The sequence below is a fragment of the Limosilactobacillus portuensis genome (assembly GCF_028607025.1).
Lineage (GTDB): Bacteria > Bacillota > Bacilli > Lactobacillales > Lactobacillaceae > Limosilactobacillus > Limosilactobacillus portuensis.
Genome location: NZ_CP117296.1, coordinates 1,888,819 through 1,915,371 on the forward strand (window position 1 = coordinate 1,888,819; position 26,553 = coordinate 1,915,371).

At 42.2% G+C, this 26,553-nt stretch carries 18 protein-coding genes; 15 read left to right on the forward strand and 3 right to left on the reverse strand.

Annotated features, from left to right (window positions below; genetic code table 11):
• Positions 1–204 precede the first annotated feature (204 nt).
• The 3 genes from PRK60_RS09535 to PRK60_RS09545 all read left to right on the forward strand — a co-directional run bounded on the left by PRK60_RS09535 (position 205) and on the right by PRK60_RS09545 (position 3,294).
• A complete protein-coding gene (locus PRK60_RS09535) occupies positions 205–1,362 on the forward strand; it encodes a 2-hydroxycarboxylate transporter family protein (protein WP_178695969.1) in 1,158 nt (385 codons plus the stop codon).
• A 48-nt stretch (positions 1,363–1,410) separates the two neighbouring features.
• Positions 1,411–2,565 carry a M20/M25/M40 family metallo-hydrolase gene (locus PRK60_RS09540; RefSeq protein ID WP_273646052.1) on the forward strand — a complete coding sequence of 385 codons (1,155 nt, stop codon included), beginning with the start codon at positions 1,411–1,413 and terminating at the stop codon, positions 2,563–2,565.
• 72 nt (positions 2,566–2,637) lie between these two features.
• Entirely contained in the window at positions 2,638–3,294 is a 657-nt protein-coding gene (locus tag PRK60_RS09545; RefSeq protein ID WP_102168541.1) for a nitroreductase, read from the forward strand.
• Between the two features lie 338 nt (positions 3,295–3,632).
• Here PRK60_RS09545 and PRK60_RS09550 read toward each other — a convergent pair whose 3' ends face one another.
• Positions 3,633–4,607 (reverse strand): GMP reductase, encoded by a 975-nt coding sequence (locus tag PRK60_RS09550; RefSeq protein ID WP_273646053.1) that lies wholly within the window; start codon positions 4,605–4,607, stop codon positions 3,633–3,635.
• Between the two features lie 201 nt (positions 4,608–4,808).
• On the opposite strand from PRK60_RS09550, the gene PRK60_RS09555 reads away from it, so the two are divergent.
• The 4 genes from PRK60_RS09555 to pyrF all read left to right on the forward strand — a co-directional run bounded on the left by PRK60_RS09555 (position 4,809) and on the right by pyrF (position 9,078).
• Positions 4,809–6,098, forward strand: a complete 1,290-nt coding sequence (locus PRK60_RS09555) for an adenylosuccinate synthase (protein WP_102168543.1) — start codon at positions 4,809–4,811, stop codon at positions 6,096–6,098.
• A gap of 604 nt (positions 6,099–6,702) precedes the next feature.
• A complete protein-coding gene (locus PRK60_RS09560) occupies positions 6,703–7,509 on the forward strand; it encodes a DUF5011/hyalin repeat domain-containing protein (RefSeq protein ID WP_102168544.1) in 807 nt (268 codons plus the stop codon).
• Between the two features lie 173 nt (positions 7,510–7,682).
• Complete coding sequence (pyrR, locus tag PRK60_RS09565) at positions 7,683–8,222, forward strand: bifunctional pyr operon transcriptional regulator/uracil phosphoribosyltransferase PyrR (protein ID WP_003716245.1); 540 nt, start codon at positions 7,683–7,685, stop codon at positions 8,220–8,222.
• Between the two features lie 118 nt (positions 8,223–8,340).
• Entirely contained in the window at positions 8,341–9,078 is a 738-nt protein-coding gene (gene pyrF / locus PRK60_RS09570) for an orotidine-5'-phosphate decarboxylase (RefSeq protein ID WP_102168545.1), read from the forward strand.
• A 60-nt stretch (positions 9,079–9,138) separates the two neighbouring features.
• Here the strand turns inward: pyrF and PRK60_RS09575 are convergent, their stop codons facing one another.
• A complete protein-coding gene (locus tag PRK60_RS09575) occupies positions 9,139–9,540 on the reverse strand; it encodes a hypothetical protein (protein ID WP_102168546.1) in 402 nt (133 codons plus the stop codon).
• Between the two features lie 120 nt (positions 9,541–9,660).
• Between PRK60_RS09575 and asp1 the strand changes: the two genes are divergently transcribed.
• The 4 genes from asp1 to PRK60_RS09595 all read left to right on the forward strand — a co-directional run bounded on the left by asp1 (position 9,661) and on the right by PRK60_RS09595 (position 18,179).
• The gene (gene asp1, locus PRK60_RS09580; protein WP_273646054.1) at positions 9,661–11,205 is read left to right on the forward strand and encodes an accessory Sec system glycosyltransferase Asp1; all 1,545 of its coding nucleotides are present in this window, start codon (positions 9,661–9,663) and stop codon (positions 11,203–11,205) included.
• Positions 11,205–12,698 carry a glycosyltransferase gene (locus PRK60_RS09585; protein WP_273646055.1) on the forward strand — a complete coding sequence of 498 codons (1,494 nt, stop codon included), beginning with the start codon at positions 11,205–11,207 and terminating at the stop codon, positions 12,696–12,698. The genes asp1 and PRK60_RS09585 overlap by 1 nt, the downstream gene beginning before the upstream one ends.
• Positions 12,699–13,021: 323 nt before the next feature.
• Positions 13,022–13,879 carry a YSIRK-type signal peptide-containing protein gene (locus PRK60_RS09590; RefSeq protein ID WP_273646057.1) on the forward strand — a complete coding sequence of 286 codons (858 nt, stop codon included), beginning with the start codon at positions 13,022–13,024 and terminating at the stop codon, positions 13,877–13,879.
• Positions 13,880–13,898: 19 nt separating this feature from the next.
• Complete coding sequence (locus PRK60_RS09595) at positions 13,899–18,179, forward strand: mucin-binding protein (protein WP_273646058.1); 4,281 nt, start codon at positions 13,899–13,901, stop codon at positions 18,177–18,179.
• A 274-nt stretch (positions 18,180–18,453) separates the two neighbouring features.
• On the opposite strand, the gene rlmD is transcribed toward PRK60_RS09595, so the two are convergent.
• A complete protein-coding gene (gene rlmD / locus PRK60_RS09600) occupies positions 18,454–19,848 on the reverse strand; it encodes a 23S rRNA (uracil(1939)-C(5))-methyltransferase RlmD (protein ID WP_102168550.1) in 1,395 nt (464 codons plus the stop codon).
• 265 nt (positions 19,849–20,113) lie between these two features.
• On the opposite strand from rlmD, the gene PRK60_RS09605 reads away from it, so the two are divergent.
• The 4 genes from PRK60_RS09605 to PRK60_RS09620 all read left to right on the forward strand — a co-directional run bounded on the left by PRK60_RS09605 (position 20,114) and on the right by PRK60_RS09620 (position 26,365).
• Positions 20,114–20,680: an NADPH-dependent FMN reductase gene (locus PRK60_RS09605; protein WP_102168551.1), complete on the forward strand. Its 567-nt coding sequence runs from the start codon at positions 20,114–20,116 to the stop codon at positions 20,678–20,680.
• A gap of 2 nt (positions 20,681–20,682) precedes the next feature.
• Positions 20,683–21,927 (forward strand): NAD(P)H-dependent oxidoreductase, encoded by a 1,245-nt coding sequence (locus PRK60_RS09610; RefSeq protein WP_316243099.1) that lies wholly within the window; start codon positions 20,683–20,685, stop codon positions 21,925–21,927.
• Positions 21,920–22,840 carry an FAD:protein FMN transferase gene (locus tag PRK60_RS09615; RefSeq protein WP_102168552.1) on the forward strand — a complete coding sequence of 307 codons (921 nt, stop codon included), beginning with the start codon at positions 21,920–21,922 and terminating at the stop codon, positions 22,838–22,840. The genes PRK60_RS09610 and PRK60_RS09615 overlap by 8 nt, the downstream gene beginning before the upstream one ends.
• A 249-nt stretch (positions 22,841–23,089) precedes the next feature.
• Entirely contained in the window at positions 23,090–26,365 is a 3,276-nt protein-coding gene (locus tag PRK60_RS09620; protein WP_273646060.1) for an SEC10/PgrA surface exclusion domain-containing protein, read from the forward strand.
• Positions 26,366–26,553 lie beyond the last annotated feature (188 nt).

Sequence of the window (26,553 nt, forward strand, 5' to 3'; positions counted from 1 at the left end):
TTGGCAAGCTTGGTACACTTTTGATCGTATTTAGTGTTTTCACACGGGTACGGTCATTTTGAGGTTTCTCAAAGCGTACCTGTGTTGGCTCGATAAATTATCAAAGACCACACAGTTCAGTACTGCGTGGTCTTTTTGGATCTTCCAAACCATTTACGCTTCGAGATCGGTTTTTGAACAGTAAATGATATTGGAGGATTTTTTATGTCTGGAGTAATTTCTTTAACAATCCTGCTAGTGATATATGCCGCTAGCGAATATGTTTCCCGAAAAACTAACGGAATTATTGACACGGTTCTAACGATTTCAGTTTTAGCGTTAATCGGCTTCTGGACTGGAATTTTGCCGAAAGATCTTTTCGCAAATAGTGGGGTTGAAGAATTTGGGATGGCAATTGTTGGATTGATGTTAGCCTCACTTGGAACCACGATTAACCTTGCTGAGCTAAAGCGTCAATGGAAGGTGGTTATGATTGCGATCCTTGGAGCAATCGGTTCATGTGTTTTAATTGTCGCTGTTGCCGTACTAGTAAAGCAGAAGAACTTTGGCATTGTCGGTGCCCCGATCTTTGCTGGTGGAAATGCAGCAACACTGGTCTTGCTGAATGCGATGCGGGCAAAGAATATGCAAGTGCTGTCTACTTACGCCTTAGCAGTATTAACGTTCCAAAACATAATCGGAATTCCAATCGCTACTTACGCGATGCGGCGGGAAGCTCACCGTCTTCTTCAGGGTAGCGGATCAGAGCTTCAGGAAGGGCGAACTGAAATTACCACGCGGCGCCGCCCATTACAATTATCTGCACTTTTTGATACACCAATTATTAACCTTGCTAAGTTGGGCCTCGTTGCCTCGTTAAGCTATGGGGTTAGCCTGCTAATTCATGGCACGATTAATTACCTGGTTCTGTGCTTTATTCTAGGAATTATTTTTAATCAATTAGGCTTCCTTGACGACCATATTATGGATAAAACAGCTTCTAGTGGCATGATTACATTTTTGGTAACTATCGTGATTTTGGCAAGCCTTGCGAATACAACGCCACAAACTGTGATGTCTGTTTTACTTCCATTATTGGTTTGCCTGATTGTGGGAACGATTGGGGTAGTGATAACTTCTTTCTTGACCGCAAGAATCTTCAATGTTTCACGTGAAATGGCAATTGCGTTGGGAATGACGTGTACTTTCGGCTTCCCAACTACAATGATTTTATCTCAGGAAATAGCAGCAAGTGCCGGACAAACTGAAACGGAACAAGTAGCACTAGAAAATTATTTCTTACCAAAAATGATTACGGCTGGATTAGTCACCGTTACTTTAGTGTCAGTTTTCTTTGCTGGTTTCGCAATTAATTATTTATAGAAGACGATCAGGCTCAAAATTAGGTCAATTAACTAAGTGGAGGGAATAATGATGGATCAAATTACGAATTATTTACAAGAACAATTTTCAGCGATGATTGAGTTAACAGAGAAGATTATCAATGTCGATAGCCCGTCTAATGACATTGCCGGTATTCAAAAAGTAGCGGATATTCTTAGCGCAAAAATGCGCGAAATCGGAATGCAAACTCGTCAACGAGATAGCGGAAAGCAGGGGATGGTTTTAATCGGTGAGCTACCAGGAGAAAAAGAACTTCAGCCAGTGATTTTACTTGGTCACATGGATACCGTTTTCCCCAAAGGAACCGTAAAGCAACGGCCGTTTAAGATTGAGGGGGATCAAATGACAGGTCCGGGAATCTTTGATATGAAGCCTGGATTGGTGATTGGTTTATTTGCCATCCAAGCTCTGGTAAAACTGAAATTGAATCGGCGCCCAATTAAAATGATCATCGTGAGTGACGAGGAAAAGCTCCATCTGGATTCAAATACGTACGATATTATTACAGATGAATGCCGAGGTGGTGTCTATGGTTTTAATCTTGAAGGAACAAAGAGTGATCCAAGTCATGTTGGAACTCATAACCGTGGTGGGATGATTGTCGACGTTATTGTTCATGGTCGAGCTGCTCATTCTGGAGCGGAACCGGAGAAAGGACGAAGTGCAATTATTGAATTGGCTCACCAAATTATTAAATTAAGCGCACTCAGTGATTTGCAAGCGGGTATCCATGTGAATTGTGGAATGATTAAGGGCGGGACTAGTGAGAATATTATTCCGGATCGGGCAACAACTAGCTTGGGTGTTCGGTTTAGGACTAACCAGCAGCGAGATCGGTTACTGGAGCGAATTAAATTAATTGCTGCTACGCCAACCATTCCAGATACAACCACTACGGTAAAAGTGCGGACGAAGATCGATAGTATGGAGGAGACGCCGGCGGTTAACGAGCTTTTTGCTGAGTTAAATCAGGTTGCTCAACAGGTTGGCTACGGTAAACTTCAAGCTGTTGGTGGCGGTGGGGCATCCGATGCGGGAATTATGGCTGCTCGGGATGTCCCGACAATTGATGCTTTAGGGGTTGTCGGGGATGGCGCGCATAGTAAAGAAGAACGGGCCAGTGCGAAGTCGTTACTGAAGAGGTCATCACTGATTGCTAACTTTATTGCTCAAAGAGGCTAGTGTTGATTTCGTTAGTTAATAAAAATAGGGTAAACTGTAACTAACGAATAAAGCAATTAAGGAGCGATCAGAATGAAACTAACGGAAGCAATTAATTCTCGTCATTCAGTTCGGCAGTTTACAGATCAGCCTGTTGATCGAGATCTCATTAAGAAAGTTGTGAAATTAGCACAACAGGCCCCATCATGGGTTAATTCGCAACCATGGCAGGTTTACTGTGCTATGGGCAAGTCATTGGCGCAAATTAAGACAGCATATCATGAGGAAGATCTAGCAGGGAATCACGGTCATCCTGATTTGGCAGTGATGTCACGGGAAGACTGGAGCGATGGAACGCAGGCTAATATGAAGCAGTGGCGACACGGTATCGTTCACCACTTTGCAACATTTGACGAGGCTCACCAGCAAATGACCGAAGCTAGTCAAACGCTCTACAATTCTCCAGTAATCCTCTACATTACGATTCCAAAGGCTTCACCTGATTGGTCGATTCTGGACGCGGGAGCATTTGGTCAAACACTAATGTTAGCGGCAACTGATCTGGGCTTGGGTTCAATTCCAACCTATAACAGCGTTCGTTTTCCTGATATTTTGCACCAGATCCTGAATGTTCCTGACGATGAGCGCTTTATTGAAGGAATTTCACTGGGCTACGAGAAAAAAGCGAAGATTAATTCTTACCGGTCCGAGAGACGTCCTTTGGGTGAAGTTTTGCATTTTAGTGATTAATGCATATAGCAAAAAAGAGATCGTGAAAAATCATCTGATTTTTCACGATCTCTTTTGGCTTTTATTTAGAAGTTAGTAGTGTTTTTACTGCGATATAGCTGAGACACACTCTGGTTTAAATGTGCTCAGCCTAACTTTCCTCGAGCTAACGGCTTCACACTCTGGTTTAAACGTGTTCGCCGTGATCGTAATCTCCGTCTAGGGTTCTAGACAACATAGTCAAGATCTGCTCGCAGGGAAGCTCCTATAGACAACAACCTCCCTCCCAGATGCTTTCAGCATCCAGTCGGGAGAAAATGTTGTCTTACGGACCTTCTTTACCTGCTCGCACTCTGTCTTTAATAATCCCCATTCATGATGGAGTTTTTAACGATTACGTAATCGACGCGGCGGATTGATTCAAGATCACGACCACCGGCGTATGAAATTGATGATTGAAGATCCTCCTGCATTTCCCGAAGAGTATCTTTAATTGAACCCCGGTAAGGAACGAGCATTTGCTTACCTTCAACGTTTCGGTAAGCACCCTTTTGGACTTCAGAAGCGGAACCCCAGTACTGTTTATAACGCTTACCGTCAATTGTGATGATGTGACCTGGTGATTCAAGATGACCAGCAAGCATTGAACCGATCATTACCATTGAAGCACCGAAGCGGACAGACTTAGCAATATCACCATTATGGCGGATCCCACCATCGGCAATGATTGGCTTACGTGCGGCTTTAGCACAAAGGCGGATTGCGGCTAACTGCCAGCCTCCAGTCCCAAAACCGGTTTTTAGCTTAGTAATGCAGGCCTTACCAGGGCCAACACCAACTTTGGTAGCGTCTGCCCCCGCGTTTTCCAAGTCACGAACTGCTTCAGGAGTTGCAACGTTTCCAGCGATTACGAATGCGTTGGGAAGATTTTTCTTGATGTATTGGATCATTTTAATAACAAAATCGGAATGACCATGGGCAACATCAATTGTAATGTATTCTGGATCTAAATGTTCGGCTTTTAGTTGATCGATAAAGTCGTATTCAGCATCCTTAATTCCGACAGAAATGGAAGCAAAGAGCCCACACTCATGCATCCGCTTGACGAATTCAGCACGCTTTTCGGGTTCGAAGCGGTGCATCACATAGAAGTAATCATTTTGGGCGAGCCAAATAGCAAGGTCTTCGTTGATCACGCTTTCCATGTTTGCGGGTACAACAGGGATCTTGAATATCTTTGGCCCAAACTTAATGCTGGTATCAGCCTCTTTCCGACTCTTAATAATGCACTTGTTTGGGACTAGTTGGATGTCATCGTAATCGAATGTTTGCACGAGAACAGCTCCTTTACTTTCTTAAAAATTCCGTATGCTATTATGCACTGTTTACTGATTATCGTCAATAAAAAACATCGGACATTTATAAAAATGTTCAGAAAAATTGTTCGTTATCTCCTTGACGAAGATCCTGAAGTCCGGTAATATAGTGAAGTAAAAAACGTCTTTTACAAATTAATAGTTTGAGGTGAAAGAATAATGTCATCAGTTGTGATTGTAGGTAGTCAATGGGGAGACGAAGGGAAAGGTAAGATGACCGATTACCTTAGTCAAGAAGCGGATGTTGTTGTCCGTTCCCAAGGTGGAAATAATGCCGGTCACACAATTGCGTTCGATGGCAAGAAGTTTGCTTTGCGGCTTGTGCCATCCGGAATTTTTGGTAAAGATAAGTTAGCGGTTATCGGTAACGGTGTTGTTATTAACCCGCCTGCATTATTGAAGGAATTACACTACCTTCAAGATAACGGAATTGACATCTCTGGCTTGCGGATTTCCAGCCGTTCCCACGTGACATTCCCTTACCATATTCTTTTGGATAAGTGCCAAGAAGCAGCTAAGGGTGATCACAAAGTTGGAACTACCAAGAATGGGATTGGACCTACATACATGGATAAGGTTTCCCGTGTTGGTATTCGGATGTGCGACTTGTTAGAAAAGGATACCTTTGAAACTAAGTTACGCCGGAATTTAGCTGAAAAGAACGAATTGTTCACTAAGTTGTACCACGTTGATCCAATTAACTTCGACGATATTTTCGAAAGTTACTATGAATACGGTCAAGAATTAAAGAAGTATGTTACCGATACTTCCCGGATCGTTAACGATGCCCTTGATGGTAACAAAAAGGTTCTCTTTGAAGGAGCTCAAGGGGTAATGCTTGATGTTGATCAAGGTACCTACCCATACGTTACCGCATCCAACCCAATCGCTGGTGGTGTATGTACTGGTGTCGGTGTTGGTCCGAACAAGATTAATACTGTTGTTGGAATCTGTAAGGCTTACTCAACCCGGGTTGGTGCTGGTCCATTCCCAACAGAATTAACCGATGAAATTGGTGACCAAATTCGTGAAACCGGTCATGAATACGGAACTGTTACTGGTCGTCCTCGTCGTGTTGGCTGGTTTGACAGTGTGGCAATGCGTCATGCACGACGCGTTTCAGGTTTATCCTGCCTTAGTTTAAACCTGTTAGACGTCCTTACTGGTTTGAAGACCGTTAAGATTTGTAAAGCCTACAAGCTTGACGGGAAGGAAATTGATTACTACCCAGCTAGCTTAAAGGAACTTGACCGGTGCGAACCAGTTTATGAAGAACTCCCAGGTTGGGATGAAGACATTACTGGTGTAAAGAAGTTCGAAGACTTACCAGTTAACGCTCAAAACTACCTTAAGCGGATTAGCGAGTTATCCGAAACCCCACTCGCAACTGTTTCCGTTGGTGCCGACCGAATCCAAACCATTATTGTAAAGGATCCGTGGGAGTTATGAGAGTGCCTTCGCTCCAAAGAGTTTTCGGAAAGCTAGCAATTTCTCCTGACGAAGGCGACTTGCGCCTAGGAAGGAGGTTGCTAGCTCTAGAAAACTCGAGCGAAGTACGTTTAAAATAGAGTGTGAGCAGGTAAAGAAGGCCCGTAAGACAACAATTTCTCCCGACTGGATGCTGAAAGCATCTGGGAGGGAGGTTGTTAGCTCTAGCAAGTTTCTGGCGAGCAGATCTCGACTCAGTTGTCTAGAATAGCTAGGCGGAAGTTGCGGTCACGGCGAGCACGTTTCCACTCTGTTACAGTCGGACACGCTAGCTCTAGCGAATTCCTGGCGAGCACATTTTGACTCTGTAACATTAGAACGCTAGCTCACCCACATAATTCAAATAAACATTCTAAAAGGGAACGTGACAGAAGTCATTTATGACTTCGTTTTCACGCCCCCGCGAGCGCAAATAGGGTTCCAGAGTTCGGTTATACCGGACACTGGAACCCATTTGCGTACCGCGCTGTTCGTATTTGAACTTGGTAAAAGTACTTATGTCACAATCCCTTTTCTTTCATGTGCTATAATGCAAACGGATTAACAAGGAAATGTGGAGGATACTATGGCAAAACCAATTTTAACGATTCAACGACACTATCTTGATTGGCCACTGGGACAGTCAATCGTCAATTCAGAATTGATTAACCAGTTTGGAATTAAAGCAACGAGTGATGGTCGTGACCTAACCGATAAGATTACATTTAACTTAACCCAAGTTAACATTAACCAGCAGGGTGAATATCCAATTGCCGTTACAGTAATGGATAGTGATGGTCAAACTGCATCAGATCACTTAACCTTAAATATTAAGCCTCGAGAACAAGTCCAATCACAATCGAATCGGGATCACCAATCAACTGCACCGAAAAAACATCATCGTGGCTGGTTAGTAGCATTGATCATTTTACTGGCAATAATTGTTGTATGGTGGGCGGTTTCAGCACATAACCGTAATCAAAATCAACAAGCTAATAATGCTGAGCAAAGCAGCCAAATTAGCGATAACTCCAGTAGCATTAGTGAGCTGAGTTCTGATAACCAAAAACTTGCGGAACAGGTTGCCGCGCTTCGGGGAGCTGCTCGGCAATACGAAAAAGATCATGACCAACAAGAACTCCAAAACCATTTGAATAACATTTCAAACCAAAATCAACAGATCGAGAATCAGCTAAACAGCAATTCCGCTAAGCGAAAACTGAATGACATTGACCAGACTATTACTCAGGTTCAACAAGACCCTGATAATGCTACTAGCACAGTTAATAACCTTAAAAACAAGGATGGCTTCAGTCAGATTTGGGACAATATCACTTCCATGATGGAAAATTGGTTAAGTAAGCACGCTAGTCAGAGTAATAGTAACCAATGATAATTATTGACAGGCTTAGACGAGACGCTTAAAATACTGGTAATAAGAGAAATATCGCCTTTAACCTGATTCCGTGAAATCAAGAAGGAATAAATAAGTAATTAGACCCTTCCTCACAGTTTCAGTGAAGAAGGGTTTTGTAAAAATAAATTGATTAAGGGGAAGTGACCAGGATGGCCCATGAAATTGTTGATGGATCAAGTATGCAACGGGCATTAACACGAATTACTTACGAAATTATTGAACAGAATAAAGGGGTTGAAAACCTTGTCTTTGTTGGGATTAAGACCCGGGGAGTTTACCTTGCTGAACGACTAGCTAAGCGGCTAAACCAACTTGAAAATGTTGAAATCCCAGTTGGCGCGCTCGATATTACCTTATATCGGGATGATCGGCACATTCCCGATCACCATAAGGAACCAACAGTTAAGACATCTTCACTTGGAATTGATATTAACGATAAGCATGTCATCCTTGTTGATGATGTTCTCTTTACTGGGCGGACAGTCCGGGCGGCCTTAGATGCCTTGATGGATATGGGACGGCCACAACAAATTTCACTTGCTGTGTTAGTTGACCGGGGTCACCGTGAATTACCAATTCGGCCTGACTTTGTTGGCAAGAACATTCCAACTGCAATGAATGAAACAGTTCACGTTGCCGTTGAAGAATATGACGGTCACGAAGATATTACAATCGAACATCACGAATAAATTCTGGATAACCATTTAATCTGCTCCAGTGAGGGCGAAACGGTGTTATAAGCGGAGAACGCAAAAGCACCAGGCTCTCTTTTCTGAGGAGCACTGGTGCTTTTTTAGGAGGAAAATTATGGAACGCTTTGAACCAATTGTTGCTATTGATGTCCCTGATAAGCGGGAGGCTGTTCAACTCTTTGATCGCCTTTCTAACGATACTGATCATATGCCGATTATCAAAATCGGGATGGAGTTATTCTACGCTTTTGGCCCTGGAATCATTAAACAAGCCAAGGAACGTGGATTTAGGATTTTTCTTGATCTAAAGGCGCATGATATTCCGAACACGGTTGAACGGGCAATGGCACAGGTTGGTCGATTAGGAGTTGCGTTTGTCACTGTTCATGCTGCTGGTGGAAGTGAAATGATGAAGGCGGGGTTACGTGGGTTGAAGCAAGGAGCTGCTGAAGCACGCAATTCAGTTCCCAAGATGTTGGCAATTACCCAGTTGACATCAATTGACGAGGAAATTCTTCACAACGAACAGAAGATTAACGGTACCGTAATGGAATCTGTTCAAAACTATGCCCGGTTGGCCGATGAGAGTGGCTTAGCAGGAGTAGTTTGTTCCGCTAAGGAGATTTCTGCAATTCGTGAAGTTACCAACCCGGACTTTCTTTGTATCACACCAGGGATTCGGCCTGACTTGAATACTCATGATGACCAGAAGCGGGTAGTGACACCAAAGCAAGCCGCCGAAATGGGAAGCAACGGAATTGTTGTTGGTCGGCCAATTACCCAAAGCGACGATCCGGTAGCAGCATACAAGAAGATTCGTCATGAATTTCTTGAAGGAGAAAACGCTGATTAGGCTGTTATTCTAATAAAAATAAGGAACTGAGAAAATTTTGTTTTTCTCAGTTCCTTATTTTTATTTTTTAAGGTAATGAAATCTTTCTAGTAGTTCGCGTGAACGCTGGTCAGCGGGACGGTAGCCAATGTTGAAGGAGTGTTTGAAGTACATCATGTTGTAGAAAATTGCAAACACAAGTGAAGGCCACGGGAATTGCATTAACCAGTTTAAACCGAAAAAGAGAACTACTAATGCGTAATCAAGATCAAGGACGATCATTAAGAGAAAGTTATAGTAGTCGCCCCGGAATAGTGCTGGTAGGGGACCAAACCACAGCGTTGTCCATGAAATCCCCACTTTGGCGATCCTAATTTGCCCCTGATCGTTAACGACTTTGGCATAATTTGGCGGTAATGGGAGATTATTGAGATCAAACGGGTTTTGGTCATTATTATTGTTATTACCAAATGGGTTTTGCATTAATCTTCTCCTTCTTTCATATTATAAGTATAAATTTTAACACAAACTGATTACAAGTCCTAATATCACTGCTTTTGTTATGGTACACTTAACCTGTTAACGTAGAAAAGGAGAAAAGCAATGTTATTCTTTCTGAACGATAATATTCAGCATAATAAGTCAGGCATTGAACACGCGCAAATCAAGCGGTTGCACCTGTTTGAGATGTTTGACGAACCAGCTAAGATCGTTACCCGGAAGTATTCAAATGAACTTCACATGGTAACTGAAGAAGCAGGGATTGCTGATGAAGACTTTGTAAACTTATTTGATTATTTCCAAGAAGCACGGGTTTTTCCACAAAAAGATGTCACCATTAAGGATGTTGATATCGATCCTACCTGGGACCGTAAAGCTGACGGAATCAACTATAACTACTATCGAAACGGTAACCGAATCATGTATGTTCTGCGGCGTAATGATAAGGAAAAGCATATCATTAACCTTCAGTACTTTGATCACTTTGGCAAGTTATTGAAGGTTAGCTGGTATGATAACCGTGGATTTATCTCGGTTGAACAAGTTTACGACTGGGATGGCAACATTGCAACTGAAAACTACCTTCGTCCTGATGGTTCTATCGCTATTCAATTAGAACACCAAAAGAATAAGCGGAATAAGGGAGTTGATACTTACCACCTTTTTAATTATAAGGGACAGGACTATCAGTTTGCTAATCTCGATGAACTGACACGGTTCTTCTATGATGAAATCGTAACTGATCCTGAATTAGTTGGGGATGGACCAGTCGGTTTGGTAGTTGACCGGACATACGAAGTTGGTTGGTCGGTACTCCACATGAAACACCGGGTTTTCCGGACAATGCAATTGCACAATGATCACGTTAATGATAACAGTGATATGTTGCACTCAACCTTAAATTACAACTATACTTGGGGACTTAACCACGTCAAAGATTGGGATGGGATCATCACTTTGACTCCCCAGCAACAAAAGGATGTTAAGGACCGGTTTGAAAAATACGGGACAAAGATTTACCGGATCCCAGGTCCAATTGTTCCTAAGGCGGTCTTAGAAGCTAAGCACATTCCGTTTGAACAGCGGACAAAGAACCAAGTCGTAATGGTCGCACGGCTTTCACCAGAAAAGCAACAGGATCACTTGCTTAAGGCATGGCCAAAGATCTTAGAAAAGGTTCCGACGGCAAAACTGGACTTCTGGGGATACGCGAACGATAACTTCGACAAGACGTTAAAGAAGATCGTGAAGGATGAAGATCTCGGTAATTCCGTAACTTTCCATGGTTACACTAATGATCCGAATGCGGTTTATAATGACGCCCAACTATTGATTTTGCCAAGCCGTGCTGAAGGATTGCCATTATCATTAGTTGAAGCGCAGTCACATGGTTTGCCAATCGTGGCGAACGACATTAAGTATGGACCAGCTGACGTTGTGATTGACGGCCAAGATGGGATCCTTACCCAAAATGGGGATGTTGATGGCCTAGCCAAGGCAATTATCGACCTTCTGACAGATCAAGAAAAATTGGCAAAGTTCAGTGAAAATGCCTACCAAGATAGTGAACGTTACTCTGAACCCAATGTCATGAAACTATGGAACGAACTAGTTGATGATATGAAAACAAAGGAGGCCGCTAAATAATGTTCTTTTTCGTTAACCAATACTTATTGAGCAACGATTCAAGTATTGAACACGCTGAAATGAAGCGGCTGAAGCTCTTTAAGGATCACAATGCCGAAGCCAAGTTAGTTACGCGGAACTATGACCAAATTATTCACGCAACTCTGCAACGGTTTGGCTTAACTGACGACCAGCTTGTTAATATGTACGACTTCTTTGCGGGAACAACCGATTATGTGGGGCATGATCTCCATGTCAGTGATCTGAACCTGCCGATTGAATACCAGGTAGGGACCGGGAATAACTACCAAGAAGTTAAGGACGGGGATCGCCTAGTCTGCATCGTTTACTTTACTGGTGGAACTGTCGGCCTAGTAAATCACGTTGATTGGTTTGACGTTGCGGGGAATGTCACCCTTCGTCAACAGTATGATCTTCGGGGATTCAAGGCGGTTGATCAGTTTATCGGTGAAGACGGTCAAATTAGTTTTGAACGGTATTACCGCCCTGATCAAACCATTTACATGGAACGGTATTACGTTAAGTCGGTTCAGAATACCCCGATTAACTCATTGAACGTCCTCAAAAATTACCAGGGACACGATCGCTTCTTCGATAGTGAAGAAGATCTGTTTGCCTTCTTCCTTGATGAATTGAATAAGGCAAATGGTGAAAATAATGTCTTTATTGCTGACCGGCCAGCAGTTGCAATCCAGCCAGTGATGGACATGCAAACTGCCGCTAAGAAGTACCTTTGGATGGCAATGAACCACGTCAACGATGGCAATAACCTGAAGAATGGCCCGCTTAACCCAATGCTTCAAGGGCCGCTTACTACTGATCTTGATAAGTGGGACGGCATCATTACCATGACTGAAGCTCAGGCCGAGATGATTCGGAAGCGGATTGGTGACAAGAAGCCAGTTTACGCAATTAATGGTGTTCCGGTTAAGAGCAATAACCAACGGACTGACATGAAGTACCGGATTGCGGGACAAATTATTTATGTTGGTCGTCTTGGTGAAGATAAGCAGACTGGAAAGCTAATTGAAATCTTTACCCGGATTCATAAAAAGGTGCCAACTGCTAAGCTGACTCTTTACGGATATGGCAATCCTGACGATGTTAACCGGTACAAGAAGCAGGTTGAAGATGCTGGTTTGACCGGAATCGTTGTCTTTGCTGGTTACCAAGTGAAATTAGACCCAGTTTATAATACTGCTCAATTGTTCATGGATACGAGCCGGATCGATGCCCAGCCATTAGCAATGGGTGAAGCATTATCTCATGGTGTTCCAGTTGTGACTTACGATTACATGTATGGCCCAAGTGAAATGGTCAAGTCTGGCATCAACGGTGAGTTAGTACCACTAAATAACGCAAAGAAGATGGAAAAGGCCGCCGTAGACATCCTGACCAATCCAAAACTCCTGCAAAAACTCAGCACCGGCGCCTACGATTCCCTCGATAACATTAGTAATCTGAAGACGTGGAAGCAGTGGAGTAGACTGTGAACCGCGACGAATTAGCAACTGAGCACTAGAAAATCCCGGACGATGATTGGCTTGCAATCAAGGACGGGATAGCTAGGCGGAAGTTGCGGTCGCGGTGAACAGCTTTCGACTCAGTTTCAGTAGAACGCATATAGCAACTGAACAGCGAGTCTCTGCTATACATTAATTCAGTTAATGTTATTTTAGTTAAATTTAATAAACATCTAAATCTAAAAAAAGGAAGATTGCTTGTTTAATTAGTAATCTTCCTTTTTTTATCAGTAGATAAGTTCTATAATTTGTTTGATATATTATTTTATGCTTTAGGGGAGGATTAAGCGAAAATGCTATCAAAGAATAACAACTACGGACGGTTAATGAGGTCCAAATCAAAACAAGATCATTTCTCACTACGGAAGTTATCCGTTGGTGTTGTTTCCGTTGTGATCGGCACCACATTGTACTTGGGGGGGGTAAATTCCTCAGTCCTAGCTGACACGAACTCAAGTGACAATGTAACTGCAGAAACTAATAGTGAAGCACCAACCGACGGCAAGACAGCGGTATTGCCTAAAGTAGCTAGTGACAATGATAATAATGAAGCTGTAGCTGTAAAAGTAAATAGTAATCAAGAAGTAAATAATGAAACAGCCAAAGTAAAGAATGCCAATCAAAAGCAAGAAGACACTGACAAGGTAGAAAACTCGTCAACTAACGAAAATGTTGCTGAAAACTCGTCAGATAGTAAGAAGGCTACATCTAATAGTGATGTTAGAGTTATTAAAAATGATGTAACTACTGATAAAAAAGAAGTTAAAAATTCTGAAATGGTAGATAATTCAAAGGATATGAATACTACCACAGCTGAAATTCATTCTTTAGGAGTAAAAGTTGTAGGTGCACAGGCTTTAGAGGAAAGTAAGGCTGAAACAGGAGATAGCTCTTTATCAACTGGGATGACTGAAGATGAGATGGAAAAACTTTTTAATAGTAAAAATGATTATTTTAACTATAGTAATGTTGCGGAAAAGCTTCCGCACAAAATCACACGAACTATAATAATTCATAAGCCAAGCGGAGATGTAACCGTGAAGCAATCTGCTGAGGTAAACAGTCTTTTTAATATTGATGAATCGCAGATAACAGGGGGGGACGACGATTTATACTTATCAATTTGGAATTGTTACTACAGTAGAAAATAATAGTAAATTAACTTCCCAATTGGTATATCAAAAAAATATCAGCCTAAAATCAATTGATAATAGTAATAATGTTGCATTTGCAAGTGAAGCTGATAAAGAAGCATACAATAAATTTATGGAATTTGCTCAAAATCCGGATATAAAAGTAACTTTGCCAGCCATTGATCAAAGTCAGCTTGAGGTATCAGGATATAGTTATACCGTTTCACCAGCTAATAGTAATCTAGGTGATTGGACATTTGATTCACTTAATGCTAATTCAGTGGAGATTGAAGTTAATTATAAAAAAGTTGCTACTAACACTGTAACCTACAAATTTGAAGATCCATTTGGTAATCAAGTAGGTACTCCAGTATCAGTAAGCGGAGAAGATGGCAGTAATCAATCTGTTAATTTAACTCTTCCAGATGGTTACCAACTTGCTTCAGGTAGCCTTCCAACTAGTGTAACTATTCCTGATAGCGATAAAACCATCTCAATTCCTGTAAAACATCAACTTACAATCAATCTTTCAGGTGAAAGCACTATTGATTACGCCAGCTATGACTGGCAGAATTTATTTAATACTAAGGAACTCCCTGCTAGTGCTTATACACCCCAATTTAATGATGCTAACGCTAGAGTACAATTGTCTAATGGCGATGTAACGTATAATGAAAATAGAAATGTCGGAACTTACACAGTTAGTCTAACTGAAAAGGGCCTCAATGACATTAAGGAGCATTTGGGAGATAACTTCATTTATCCAGATCTTAAGGATGTAACTAGTGACGCACACTTAATTATAAACAAAGGGCATAAAGAAATTGATCTTATGGGAGGAGATACAAAAGTATTTGATAATACTTCGACTCTTCCAGATCAGGGAACTTTCTATTCAGGGTTAGGTCTTGGTGATGATGATCAAGGTAAGATATCAATCTATAATTCTGACGGAACTCTTAAGACAATTCAATTAACACCTAATGATGTAGAATTTTGGCTTAGTGGGAAGAAAGTTACTAAAGACCAAGCTAAGAGTGTTGGCACATACGATCTTCGTTTAACTGATGCCTTTATTCAAAAAGTTAAAGATGCTGATGGTAATAATGGGAATAACTATGAGTGGACTTATGGTCCTGAATACGAAACTGCTCAATATAAAATTTATCAAGCAACCGGTAAGGCTAAGTTAAGTGGTGACAATTCTAAACTTTATGATGGTAAAGCAGTAACTACTGCTGAAGTTAATAAAGATGGCAAGATTACTATTGATTTAACTTTACCAGTTTATAAACAAGCAGATGAACCAGGCGATGAACCACAATTATTAAGAACCGTTGATTTAGGAAAATACACTCTGCAAGATGGCGACTATACTTGGGCTAATGGAACTGCTCCAACTAAAGGTGGTATTTACACCATTAATTTAAATAAGGACAAGATTTTAGCTCACTTGCAAGATCGTTTGGTTGATTTAGCAGGTAGGGGAACAGATCCTGATGATTCTACTAAGCCTCTAAGCAACGTCACTATTACTGCTGACGATATGGATGGTCAAGCTACCTTTACGATCAATACGACCGTCACTTACCAATTTGTTGATGATGATAACAATGGCAGTGCAGTAGGTAAGCCTGTAGTGGCAACTGGCCTTAACGGTAAGAGTCAACTTGTTCATTTAACTGTGCCAGAGGGCTATGCTTTAGTTGCTGGTCAAACTTTACCAGCTACTGCTAACTTCGGTGATACTAATAGTACAGTTGATATTCACTTGAAGCATGCAACTAAGACTGTGGATAAGAATAATGTTCCAGATGGTTACACTAAAGACGATTTTGCTAAGGAGATTAAACGTTCAATCACTGCTAAAGAGCCAACTGGTGATGTTGATCTAAGTCAAACAACTGAATTGACTAGAACTGGAACTTATGACGAAGTAACCAAGAAAGTTGTTTCTTATGACAATTGGACAACCGGTAGCTTTGACGAAGTTACGGCTCCAGCAGTAGCAGGTTACACGCCAAGTCAAGCAAGTGTAGCTGCCGTAACGGGAGTAACAACTGACTATGTTGATCCTAGAGTTGTAATTACCTATGTGCCAAATGATCAAACAGGTAAGATTTCTTACATTGATGTGAATACTAATACAGAAGTAGGCACTACTCCATTAACAGGCAAGACTAATTCAGAGGTAACAATTAATCCATCTGCACCAACAGGCTGGAAGATTGTTGACGGTCAAAGTATTCCTAAGACTGAAAAGGCTACTCCAACTGGTATTGCTACCGTAACTGTTAAAGTAGAACACAATACAACAACAGTTCAACCAACCGATCCGAAGACACCGAGTGACAAGCTTCCAGATAATCCAGATAAGACTTATCCGGATGGCGTTGGTGAAAAAGATTTGAATAAGACCATTGTTCGTAAGATCACAGTTGTAAAGCCAGATGGCACAAAAGAAAGCCATGATCAATCAGTTAAGTTAACCCGAACCGCTACAGTTGATGAAGTGACTGGTGAAGTAACCAAGTATAGCAATTGGACTACAAGTCAATTCAATGAATACGATGCACCAGTAGTTCCCGGCTACACACCAAGTCAAGCTAAAGTTGATGGTGTTAAGGTAACTGCTGATAGTAGTTTTACTCCGGTTGAGATTACTTACACACCAAATGCTCAAAAGACAACCGTAACCTATATCGACAAAGATGGTAATCCAATTAGTCATTATGAGGTCGATGGTCATACTGATGAGACGGTTCCAACCAAGGCTAAGGACAATGTTCCAACTGGTTGGCACATCACTGATCCAAAGACCACAAATGAAATCACGTTTACTCCTAATGGCTATCCAGCAATTACTGTTCACGTTGATCATGACACAACAACAGTTCAACCAACCGATCCGAAGACACCGAGTGACAAGCTTCCAGACAATCCTGGCAAGAACTATCCAAAGGGTGTTGATAAGAAAGATCTGAATAAGACGATCACGCGGACGATTACAGTTAAGGATCCGCATAAGGGAGATCAAGTAACGACTCAAACTGCTACGTTAACTCGGACGGCAACTGTCGATGAAGTAACTGGTGGAGTAACTTATAGTGACTGGGTACCAGGAACTTGGAATAACTTTGACGTACCAGCAGTTTCCGGTTACACACCAAGTCGAAATAACGTTCCGCAACAATCAGTTACTGATGGCACTAAGGATACTACCGTAACAATTACCTACACACCAAACGATCAAACCGGGAAGATCTCATACGTTGATCCAAATGGTAAAGGAGTCGGTACAACCCCATTAACAGGAAAGACGGATGAAGAGATTCCAGTTACACCAAATGTTCCTGCGGGTTGGCAGATTGTTCCTGGTCAAGATATTCCAACAACGATCACGGCTACTCCGGATGGCATTCCAACAGTTACAGTTAACGTTGAACACAAGATCATCACGGTAACACCAACCGATCCGAAGACACCAAGTGATAAGCTCCCAGACAATCCTGGCAAGAACTATCCAAAGGGTGTTGACACGACTGATCTGAATAAGACAATCACGCGGAAGATTACGGTTATCAAGCCTGATGGGACAAAGGAAGCTCATGACCAAACAGTCAACCTTACCCGGACTGCCACTGTTGATGAGGTTACGGGTAAAGTTACCGGCTACAGTGATTGGACAACATCGAGTTTCACTGAATACGATGCTCCAGAAATTCCTGGTTATACGCCAAGTGGCAATGTACCAGCAGTTGCTTTGGTTACCAGCACCAGCGACTTTACCCCAATCGTCATTACTTATATCCCAACCGACCAAACGGTTAAGTATAAGTTTGTCGATCCGCAAGGCAAGGTTGTCGGCGTTCAAACAGTACCTGGCAAGACTGGTCAGACGGTTCCAGTTAATATTCACATTCCTGATGGTTATCAATTAGTTCCTGGTGAAAGTGTTCCAACATCTTACACCTTCAAGGATGGTAACCCTGATCAAATCATTAAAGTGGCCTTGATCCTAACTAATGGCGGTCAACCAACCACTAATGATCATCAAGGACAAGGAACACCAGCTACTAATACGCCTACGAACACCACTCCAAACAAGAATGATGTTACTGGCAAACTAGAAGGTAATGTTCCTAATGTACAAACAGGGAAAATGATGACGTCTCAATCAACGACTGCTAAGGATAAGCAATTACCACAAACTGGTAATACTGGTGAAAAGAACGCCCAAATTTTCGGTGCTCTTTCAGCAGGACTGGCTGCCTTGGTAGCAGGCTTTGTACCAAATCGTCGTCGCGATAATAAGTAGTAATTTAGAACATAAAGAAGCAATCCACGGGAAATCCGCGGACCGCTTTTTGGTTAGGAAATGAAATTGTTGTTTAAAAGGGATTGTTAAATTGGTTCTACTGCAGCTGAGTCGAGAACTGTTCGCCAGGAACTTGCTAGAGCTAACGTGTCCGACTGTAACAGAGTAGAAACGTGCTCGCCGTGACCGCAACTTCCGCCTAGATATCCCGGACTTGATTGTAAACAATCGTCGTCCGGGATTTTCTAGTGCTCAGTTGCTAGTTCGTCACGGTTCACACTCTTTGTGATAACTTCACCACCGCTTCGCAACGGGTGGTTTGGGGCATCATGTCGACTGGTTGAATATAATCAACATGGTAGACGCTGGTTAATCGACCGAGGTTCCGGGCAAGGGATGCCATGTTACATGAAGCGTAGGCGAACTTAGCAGGGCGTTCTTTGATGATTTGTTCAATCAGATCATTGTCTAAACCGGTTCGTGGCGGATCGACTACTAGCGCGTCAAAGTGATGGCCTTCCTTTCGCCATTGCGGGATAACATCCTCTGCTGAGCCAACCTCATAGTGAGCGTTTGTAATACCGTTGAGATCAGCGTTTTGCTTTGCGTCTTCAACGGCTTCGGGGATTGTTTCCATCCCCCAAACCTCTTTCACCCGGTTAGCCAATGACAATCCAATCGTTCCAATCCCCGCGTAGGCATCAATTAGGGTATCGTCAGGGGAAAGTTCTAGTGCCTTGGCCGCTTCCTCATACAGGATTTCTGTCTGTTCAGGATTTAGCTGTAAGAAGGAACGGGCGGAGAGACGGAAGTCCAACCCCATTAAACTTTCGGTAATGTATTCCTGACCGGCTAAGTGGATCATTTGCTCGCCCCAAATCAGCGGAGTGTCGCCTGGATTAACGTTTTGCATTACGGAAACAACTTTTGGAAGCTGTTCTTGGATGGTTTCCAGTAGTTGACGCTTATGGGGCAGTTTTGGCGTATTAGTAATTAACGTCAATTGAATTTCACCGGTCGCTGCTGATTCACGAACAACCAGGGTCTTGATGATTCCACTATTATGTTCTTCGTCATATACTGGGATTTGGAGAGCCTCGATTGCTTGGACGACAGTACGGATAACCTTCATTGTATTTGGTATTTGAACGGCACATTCTTGAATGTCTACTAGGTCATGACTGTTTGCCTTATACAGACCAGCCGCAACGTGACCGTTAACCATCCGTACTTGGAATGAGGCTTTATTCCGGTAGCCATATTCATGTGGTGCCGCGATTGTAGGGCGAACATCATAGTTTCGGTAACCATATGGCTTAAATTTTTCGAGACTATCCAAAACGACCTGTCGCTTAAACCGTAATTGGGCTGGATAAGCTAGTTTTTCTAACTCAAAGCCCCCTGCAACATCAGCATAGCTATCGCGAGGTTCGACCCGATCGCGGCTGGTTTTGCGAAGGCGGTGGATTTTGGCTTCGAGAAAGCGGGGATGGACCCGGGTTACTTCAGCGACAACAACTTCATGCGGAAGGGCGCCAGGGACGAAGCAAACTTTATGCTTAAAGTAGCCAATTCCTTGACCGTTAACCCCAAGCCGTCGAATCGTTAATGGGAAACGATCCCCAACCTGGACCTCAATATTTTGTTGTCGTTGTCGTGATTGCACCATGATATATTTTCGATCCTTTCAAAGAGTATTGTCTTATTTTAGCATATCGCTCTTAACAAATGGCTGCTGAACAATAATGTTATTATTTGAACATTACTTTAACCAACAATAACTAAATTTTATTAATTTAAAAGGTTTAATTATAAGCAAAAGTTTGAAAAATGTCTAAAAATAAGCAAAATACTAATAATCTATTTTATGATCAGTTAAAATATAGTAAAATGGTTGTGAATTAATGAATAAACTGAAAGAGGAAGTGACATACTTGAAAATTGCTGCAATTGCTGGGTCAAATGCTAATCATTCATATAACCGGATGCTATTAGAATTTATGGCTCAACATTTTAAGGATCAAGATCAGATTGATGTGATTGATATTCGCCAAGTACCAATGTTTAACGAAAGCTTTAAGGGCGATGCTCCCGAAGTAATCAAGGACATTGACCGCCGAATTAAGGATGCCGATGCCGTGATCATCGCTAGTCCTGAGTATAATCACTCAATTACCTCAGCGTTGAAGAGTATTGTTGAATGGTTGTCTTACAGTGTGCACCCCCTTACTGGAAAGCCAGTAATGACTATTGGGGCTTCAACGCATGATCAGGGAGCATCACGGTCCCAGGTTCAATTGCGTGATATTTTAATTTCTCCAGGAATTAATGCAAGTGTTTACCAAGGTGACGAATTTTTCATGAGTAACGTGACTGGTCTAATGGATGAAGAAGGAAACATCACTGATGAGGGAACGATCGGCTTCTTAGAAAAATGTATGAACGGCTTCCGTTACTATGCGAAAGCAATTGATCGAATGAACGAGGAGATGAATAAGTAATGATGAAAATTCTCGCTTTTGTCGGTACTAATGCTGATTTTTCATATAATCGGTTACTGTTACGGTTCATGAAGAAGCACTTTAAGCAAATGGCTGATATTGAGATTTACGAAGTTGGTAAGCTACCACCATTTAGCGTTGATACTCCATTATCAGAACAAACAGAAGTCTGGAAGTTAAAGCAAAAAGTTAAGGAAGCTGATGGGCTAGTATTTTCTACTCCTGAATACGATCATGGAATTCCTGCCGTTCTTAAGTCGGCTATCGAGTGGCTTTCTTACAAGACCAAGGTACTTTCAGAAAAGCCGGCGATGATCGTTGGGGTAGCTTATGGTCGTCAAGCATCTGCCCGTTCTCAAGTTCAAATGCGGCAAATCTTGATTTCACCAGATTGCAATACTAACCTGATTCCAGGGAATGAGGTCTTAATCGGAAACGTCCGGAACACCTTTGCTAAGGACGGCCGTTTGGTAGACCAAGAAGCAATTGATAACCTAGAAAAGTGCTTTGAACACTTTATTGAATATATTCAAATTTTCCAAGATGTTGATAAGGGGGAACATAATATGGCCGTTAAACAACCAACGATCAGTGATGCATATATCCAATTTCCAACTGGTCGGTTGTCATTAAAGGAAGTTCAACAAATCTTTAGTACGATTCCGTTTGAAATTGATTTAATCGATAGCACTAATCATTTCGCTTGGTTCTCAGATAAGCCAAATCGTGAACATGTTCGGAATACTGCATCTCTCGGTGAAACTGTCCAAGAGTGTCATCCACCAATGGCCGTTCCAGCGGTAATGAGCATTATCAACAGCTTCCGTGAAGGAAAGAAAGATGTTGTTACGCGGCCACTCTGGATGAATGGTCACCGTTCATTGATCCAATACTACGCTTTACGGGACATCAATGGTCATTACCTTGGAACCATTGAATTTACCGGAAGCGTTGAATACATCTTGAACCTCTTTGAAAATGGTGCCTGGAGTAAGGACGCAACTACTGGCGCATCTAAGAATACTAATGATTCTGCACCAGAGGAAGAAGAACCAGCAGTCGATGCCTCAACTGGTGCTTCAGAGAGTAGCGATGACAGTGATGATGAGGAAAATACACCAGTAGCTGCCGATGAAAGACCCGCAGAGGAAACCGACGCGACAACCGGTGCCTCCGAAACTGGTAGTGTTGATGCGGAAGACAATACCGCTGATGCATCAACCGGGGCTTCAGAGACCGATGATTAACGATTTAGCAAAGCAACGTCATTCAATGGTCCACCATGCGTTAGGAACAAAGATTGTCCTAACGCTTTTTGGTGATCGCTATTACCCGTTACTAGCGAGATCGATGCGGTTGATTGATGAATATGAGGATCGACTGACGGTTAACCGCCCTCAATCAGAGGTAATGAGTGTTAATCATGCAGCAGGAAAAGGACCAAAAGTTGTTTCCTCCTCAACTTATGACCTGATCAAATTAGCCGTTAAGTATAGTCGAGAAAACTTTGGCTTTAACGCCTTGATTGGGCCGCTGGTGAAGCTGTGGAAGATCGGTTTTACGGGAGCGAATGTTCCTCGGGATGCGGATATTCAGGAGCGGCTTAAATTAATTGATCCCTATAAGGTTCTCCTAGATGATGATTACCGAACCGTTTTCTTGGAAGAAGCGGGGATGGAGTTAGATCTTGGTGGAATTGCCAAGGGCTATATTGCTGATCGGATCCGTGACTTTTGGATTAAGCAGGGAGTTCAAGCAGGAATTATTAACCTTGGCGGGAACCTTCTGTTTGTGGGGAAATCACCGCGTCGTGAAGATGGCCAGTGGGTAATTGGTGTTCAGGATCCGCGGTTGAAGCGGGGGGACGACATTGAAATCGTCCGTAAACCAGCTTGCTCCGCTGTTACTTCAGGAATCTACGAGCGTTTCTTGGAAGTGAATGGCAAGAAGTATCACCACTTGCTGGATCCACGAACCGGTTATCCTTTACAAACAGATCTTTCTAGCGTGACCGTGTTTACTGAGCAGTCGGTAATGGGAGAAATCGAGGCTAAACGATTGTTCTTTAATGGCGCTCCTATAAATGGTTGGGGAGAACAGTCAGGGAATTTGGGTGCTGTTTTCATTGCGCAAGATGGTACTGTTAAGAATGTTAACTAGTTAATACTAAGGAGTTACTCATTGAAGTGGGTAGCTCTTTTTTGTTATTAATGCTGATGAAATACTAACAAGATCTAAAAGATGGACGGAAGATCTAAAATGACTGTGAAAATTTCACAATTGATATGCCTTAATTAATGATTGGGAGTGGATAATTAATCACCTTTAAAATGAATTGCTTGTATTTATATAAGAGAGGTACAATAAAGCCGACTATGTCTAGAAAATGACTATTTGGAGGGTTAATTAATGAAAGACGGTTTCAAAAATAAATTTTTAATTAGTACCACTGTTTTGGCGGGAATTACGTTGATTGGGGCAACGAATACTGCTCATGCGGCTGATAATCCACAGGCAACGAACGTTACTGGTCAGTCAACTGCTAATCAATTGAAAGCTAAGTTAGCTAACGATCAACAATCTGTTAATAATTACCAACAAAAGGTTACTCAGGGTCAACAGAATGTCGCTAGTGATGAAGCGGCATTGCGGAACGCTCAGACCGCTCAAGAACAAGGCCAATCAATCTTGTCAGCTGCTCAACAACGGCAACAAGTAGCTCAAAGTGCGTATGACCAACAAGCAGCTGATGTTCAGGCTAAGCAGGCTACTGTAGATCAAGACCAACAGGATCTATCCGCAGCTCAAGCTCGATTAAATGTTGCTCAATCAAGTGCTGGCTCATCATCTAGTTCTGCATCGACAAGCAGTTCCTCAGCCACTAGTTCTTCGGCAAGCACTAGTGGGTCTACCAGTGGCTCATCAAGTACAAGCAGTAGTGCATCATCTAGCGCTAGTGGCAGTGCTTCTTCCGCTGGTTCCAGTGCTATATCCGGCTCATCCTCAGCTAGTTCAGCTGTCGCTCTTCAACAGGCTCAAGCTGCTGTTCGGGATGCTCAATCAAAGCAAGAAGCGGCGCAAACAGCCTTTAATCAGGCAAGTGATGATGTAGATGCGAAGAGTACTGTGGCTGATACAGCGCAACAGGCTGCCGATCAGGCCAATCAAAAAGTAATTGCCGATCAAACCGCTGTTAAAACTGCTCAACAAAAGGTAACTGATCTCCAAAATGCTTCTCATACTGATGTTGACGCCCTCCAACAAGAAGTTAATCAACTTAAAGAAAAACTTCAAAACGATCGACAAGCAGTTACGGACGCACAAAACACACTAAGCCAAGCTAAAGCCGATTTAGAAACAGCCAAGCAGGAAGTGGATAAGGCTAATGGTGACTTAGCTAAGGCCCAACAAGATGCGAAGACTGCTCAGGATAAACTTGCCGCTGATCAAAAGGCGGCCCAAGAAAAACAGGAAGCAGCTCAAAGTGCTAAGGATGCAATGGATCAAGCTCAGGCTAAATTAGATGCACTGAAGAACGGCACTACCAGTGATAGTGATCCGATTGCCCAACAAGCTCCAGCTAAGGTTCCAGCAGGATTTGCGGATGCTTTTGCGGGCTTTAATCCACATGCAGAGCCAACGAAAGCCTCCCAAGCCATTCAAGAGTACGCTAAAGAGGCGATTGTGGATAATGGAAGTAAACTGAATGAACACTTTCAGACAATTTGGGAAAGCACGGTAAACGGAAAAACTACTTACTTTGTAAATGATAATTTTAAACATAATGCAAGTGATCAAAAAGAATTAATTGACATCCATAACCTGACAGACAGTCAGAAAGAAGAATTGAATGAATTCACTGCAAATGTAATTAATCGGATTCGTAAACAGGTAGCAGCGGATGGGGGACAGAATATCACCCGGGGGTATCTTGAAGTTTCTAAAGGGGCAACCGAAATTGGTAGTCAATTACTTACAAAAGGTTATGATCCCTCAGTTTGGCGATTTAGCCAAAAGTCTCATAACAAAAACCTTAAGTATGTTGCTAAAGATCTTGGACTAGGGGAAGCTTACGTTGGTGAAAATGTTAGTGGCTCAGGAAGAAATCAAATTGACCTTAACCCTGTTAAACCCAATATGGATAATTTGAAGGAAACCGTCTATGATGCCATTATGGCTATGATGTTTTATGACAACATAATCAACAATGTCAGTGGACCTGGATTTGGTGGACATACTACAGCACTCTTAAATGATCCTCAATATAATGTAAATACCCCACAAGGTGGAAACGCAATCTCATTGGATCCAAACGGAAATATTATTGGTAAGCAATATCTCAATGTCGGAGTTGATAGTGAAGGATTTATCCACTTCAACTTCATCAGCGATACCAATGCTACTCCTGAGGTTAAGACCAAATTAGCTCAAGGCGCTACAACTCCAGGAATTGACCGACAGTCAAGTGTTAGTCAAGATGACATTAATACCGCCCAACAAGACTATGATCAAAAGAAAGTTGCTTCTGATAAGGCTGAACAAGATGCCAAGAATGCATCAGAAACTGTTGAAAATGATCAAGCAGAAGTAAAGACAGCTTCTGATGCCGTTACAACTGCTCAACAAAAACTTGATTCAGCCAAGAAGAATGCTCAAACAGCTCAAGAAACAGTGACAGCTAAGCAACAAAAGGTTACTGACGCGCAAGCTAAAGCCAATGCAACTCAAGGTCAAGTTGATGCAAAGAAGGCTGCTTTAGATGACGCTGGTAAATCAAAGGACGACCAAGCTAAGGAATTAAACCAAGCTCAAGCAGATCTGCAAACTGCTCAACAGACCTTAGCTGCTGATCAAAAGGATCAGGAAACTAAACAACAAGCAGCTCAAGATGCCCAAACAGCTTTGAAGAAGGCTCAGGAGACTTTAACTGCTAAGAAGAGTGCTTTAGATAGCGCTAATAAAGCATTAACAAGTGCTAAAGAGCAATTGAGTCAATTAGAGGAAGACAATCTGAAGGGCAGTCTGGCAATGCAACTCTTTGCGCGATCATATGCAAAATTTGCTGCTGCGGTTCCAGATGAAATAAGTAAGCTATCTGCTCGTGTTGACCAACTCAAACAAAAACTAGAAAAGGATCAAGCAGCACTGGAGGACAGCCAAAAAGCCTTAGCTACCAAGAAGACTGAATTGGATGCCGCAAATGCTGCACTTGCTAAGACCACTAGTGATACTACAATTGCGGATCTAAAGGCCCAGCTTCAAAAGGATCAACAACAGTTAGCTCAAGATCAAACAACCCTGGCTAAATACCAGCAAGCTGTCAAGGATGATTTAGCAGCCCTTGCACGACTACAACCAGAAACTACTAATTCACAAACCACGGATCAAACAATTGGTGAAACTGGTGAGAACGGCTCTGAAAAAGTGACAACTCAGGGTCAAAAAGTTGCTGGAACTACTACTGTTTATCGCTTGACTAATGGTGTAGCTTCAACTGTAGCCTTTCCAGTAGCAGCTGCTAATAGTTCAGTTGCTCATCAACAAGCCCCAAGTGTTGTTATTAGTCACAAGGCTCAATCACGGTTGCCACAAACTGGTGATTCACATAACTTAGCTGCATTACTAAGCCTTAGTCTTGCCGGACTTGGAGCAACATTTGGTCTTGCACGCAAACGTGAAAATTAGCTAAATTCAGAGTAAACCTAAACGCCTTTACGTTGATGTTTAGGTTTGCTTTTTTTAATTATTTTTAGATAAAGGCTTATATTTTGATAAACGAGTTTTGACATTTTTGATATTAGGGTCTACAATTACATGTTAAATGGCACTGTAATAGTTGACTTGAACTAAGTTAATACTCGATAAATTATTAA

Coding starts and splice junctions, on each gene's coding strand:
- PRK60_RS09535 (WP_178695969.1), top strand. CDS start 205: ATGTCTGGAGTAATTTCTTTAACAATCCTGCTAGTGATATATGCCGCT.
- PRK60_RS09540 (WP_273646052.1), top strand. CDS start 1,411: ATGATGGATCAAATTACGAATTATTTACAAGAACAATTTTCAGCGATG.
- PRK60_RS09545 (WP_102168541.1), top strand. CDS start 2,638: ATGAAACTAACGGAAGCAATTAATTCTCGTCATTCAGTTCGGCAGTTT.
- PRK60_RS09555 (WP_102168543.1), top strand. CDS start 4,809: ATGTCATCAGTTGTGATTGTAGGTAGTCAATGGGGAGACGAAGGGAAA.
- PRK60_RS09560 (WP_102168544.1), top strand. CDS start 6,703: ATGGCAAAACCAATTTTAACGATTCAACGACACTATCTTGATTGGCCA.
- pyrR (WP_003716245.1), top strand. CDS start 7,683: ATGGCCCATGAAATTGTTGATGGATCAAGTATGCAACGGGCATTAACA.
- pyrF (WP_102168545.1), top strand. CDS start 8,341: ATGGAACGCTTTGAACCAATTGTTGCTATTGATGTCCCTGATAAGCGG.
- PRK60_RS09575 (WP_102168546.1), bottom strand. CDS start 9,540: ATGCAAAACCCATTTGGTAATAACAATAATAATGACCAAAACCCGTTT.
- asp1 (WP_273646054.1), top strand. CDS start 9,661: ATGTTATTCTTTCTGAACGATAATATTCAGCATAATAAGTCAGGCATT.
- PRK60_RS09585 (WP_273646055.1), top strand. CDS start 11,205: ATGTTCTTTTTCGTTAACCAATACTTATTGAGCAACGATTCAAGTATT.
- PRK60_RS09590 (WP_273646057.1), top strand. CDS start 13,022: ATGCTATCAAAGAATAACAACTACGGACGGTTAATGAGGTCCAAATCA.
- rlmD (WP_102168550.1), bottom strand. CDS start 19,848: ATGGTGCAATCACGACAACGACAACAAAATATTGAGGTCCAGGTTGGG.
- PRK60_RS09610 (WP_316243099.1), top strand. CDS start 20,683: ATGAAAATTCTCGCTTTTGTCGGTACTAATGCTGATTTTTCATATAAT.
- PRK60_RS09615 (WP_102168552.1), top strand. CDS start 21,920: ATGATTAACGATTTAGCAAAGCAACGTCATTCAATGGTCCACCATGCG.
- PRK60_RS09620 (WP_273646060.1), top strand. CDS start 23,090: ATGAAAGACGGTTTCAAAAATAAATTTTTAATTAGTACCACTGTTTTG.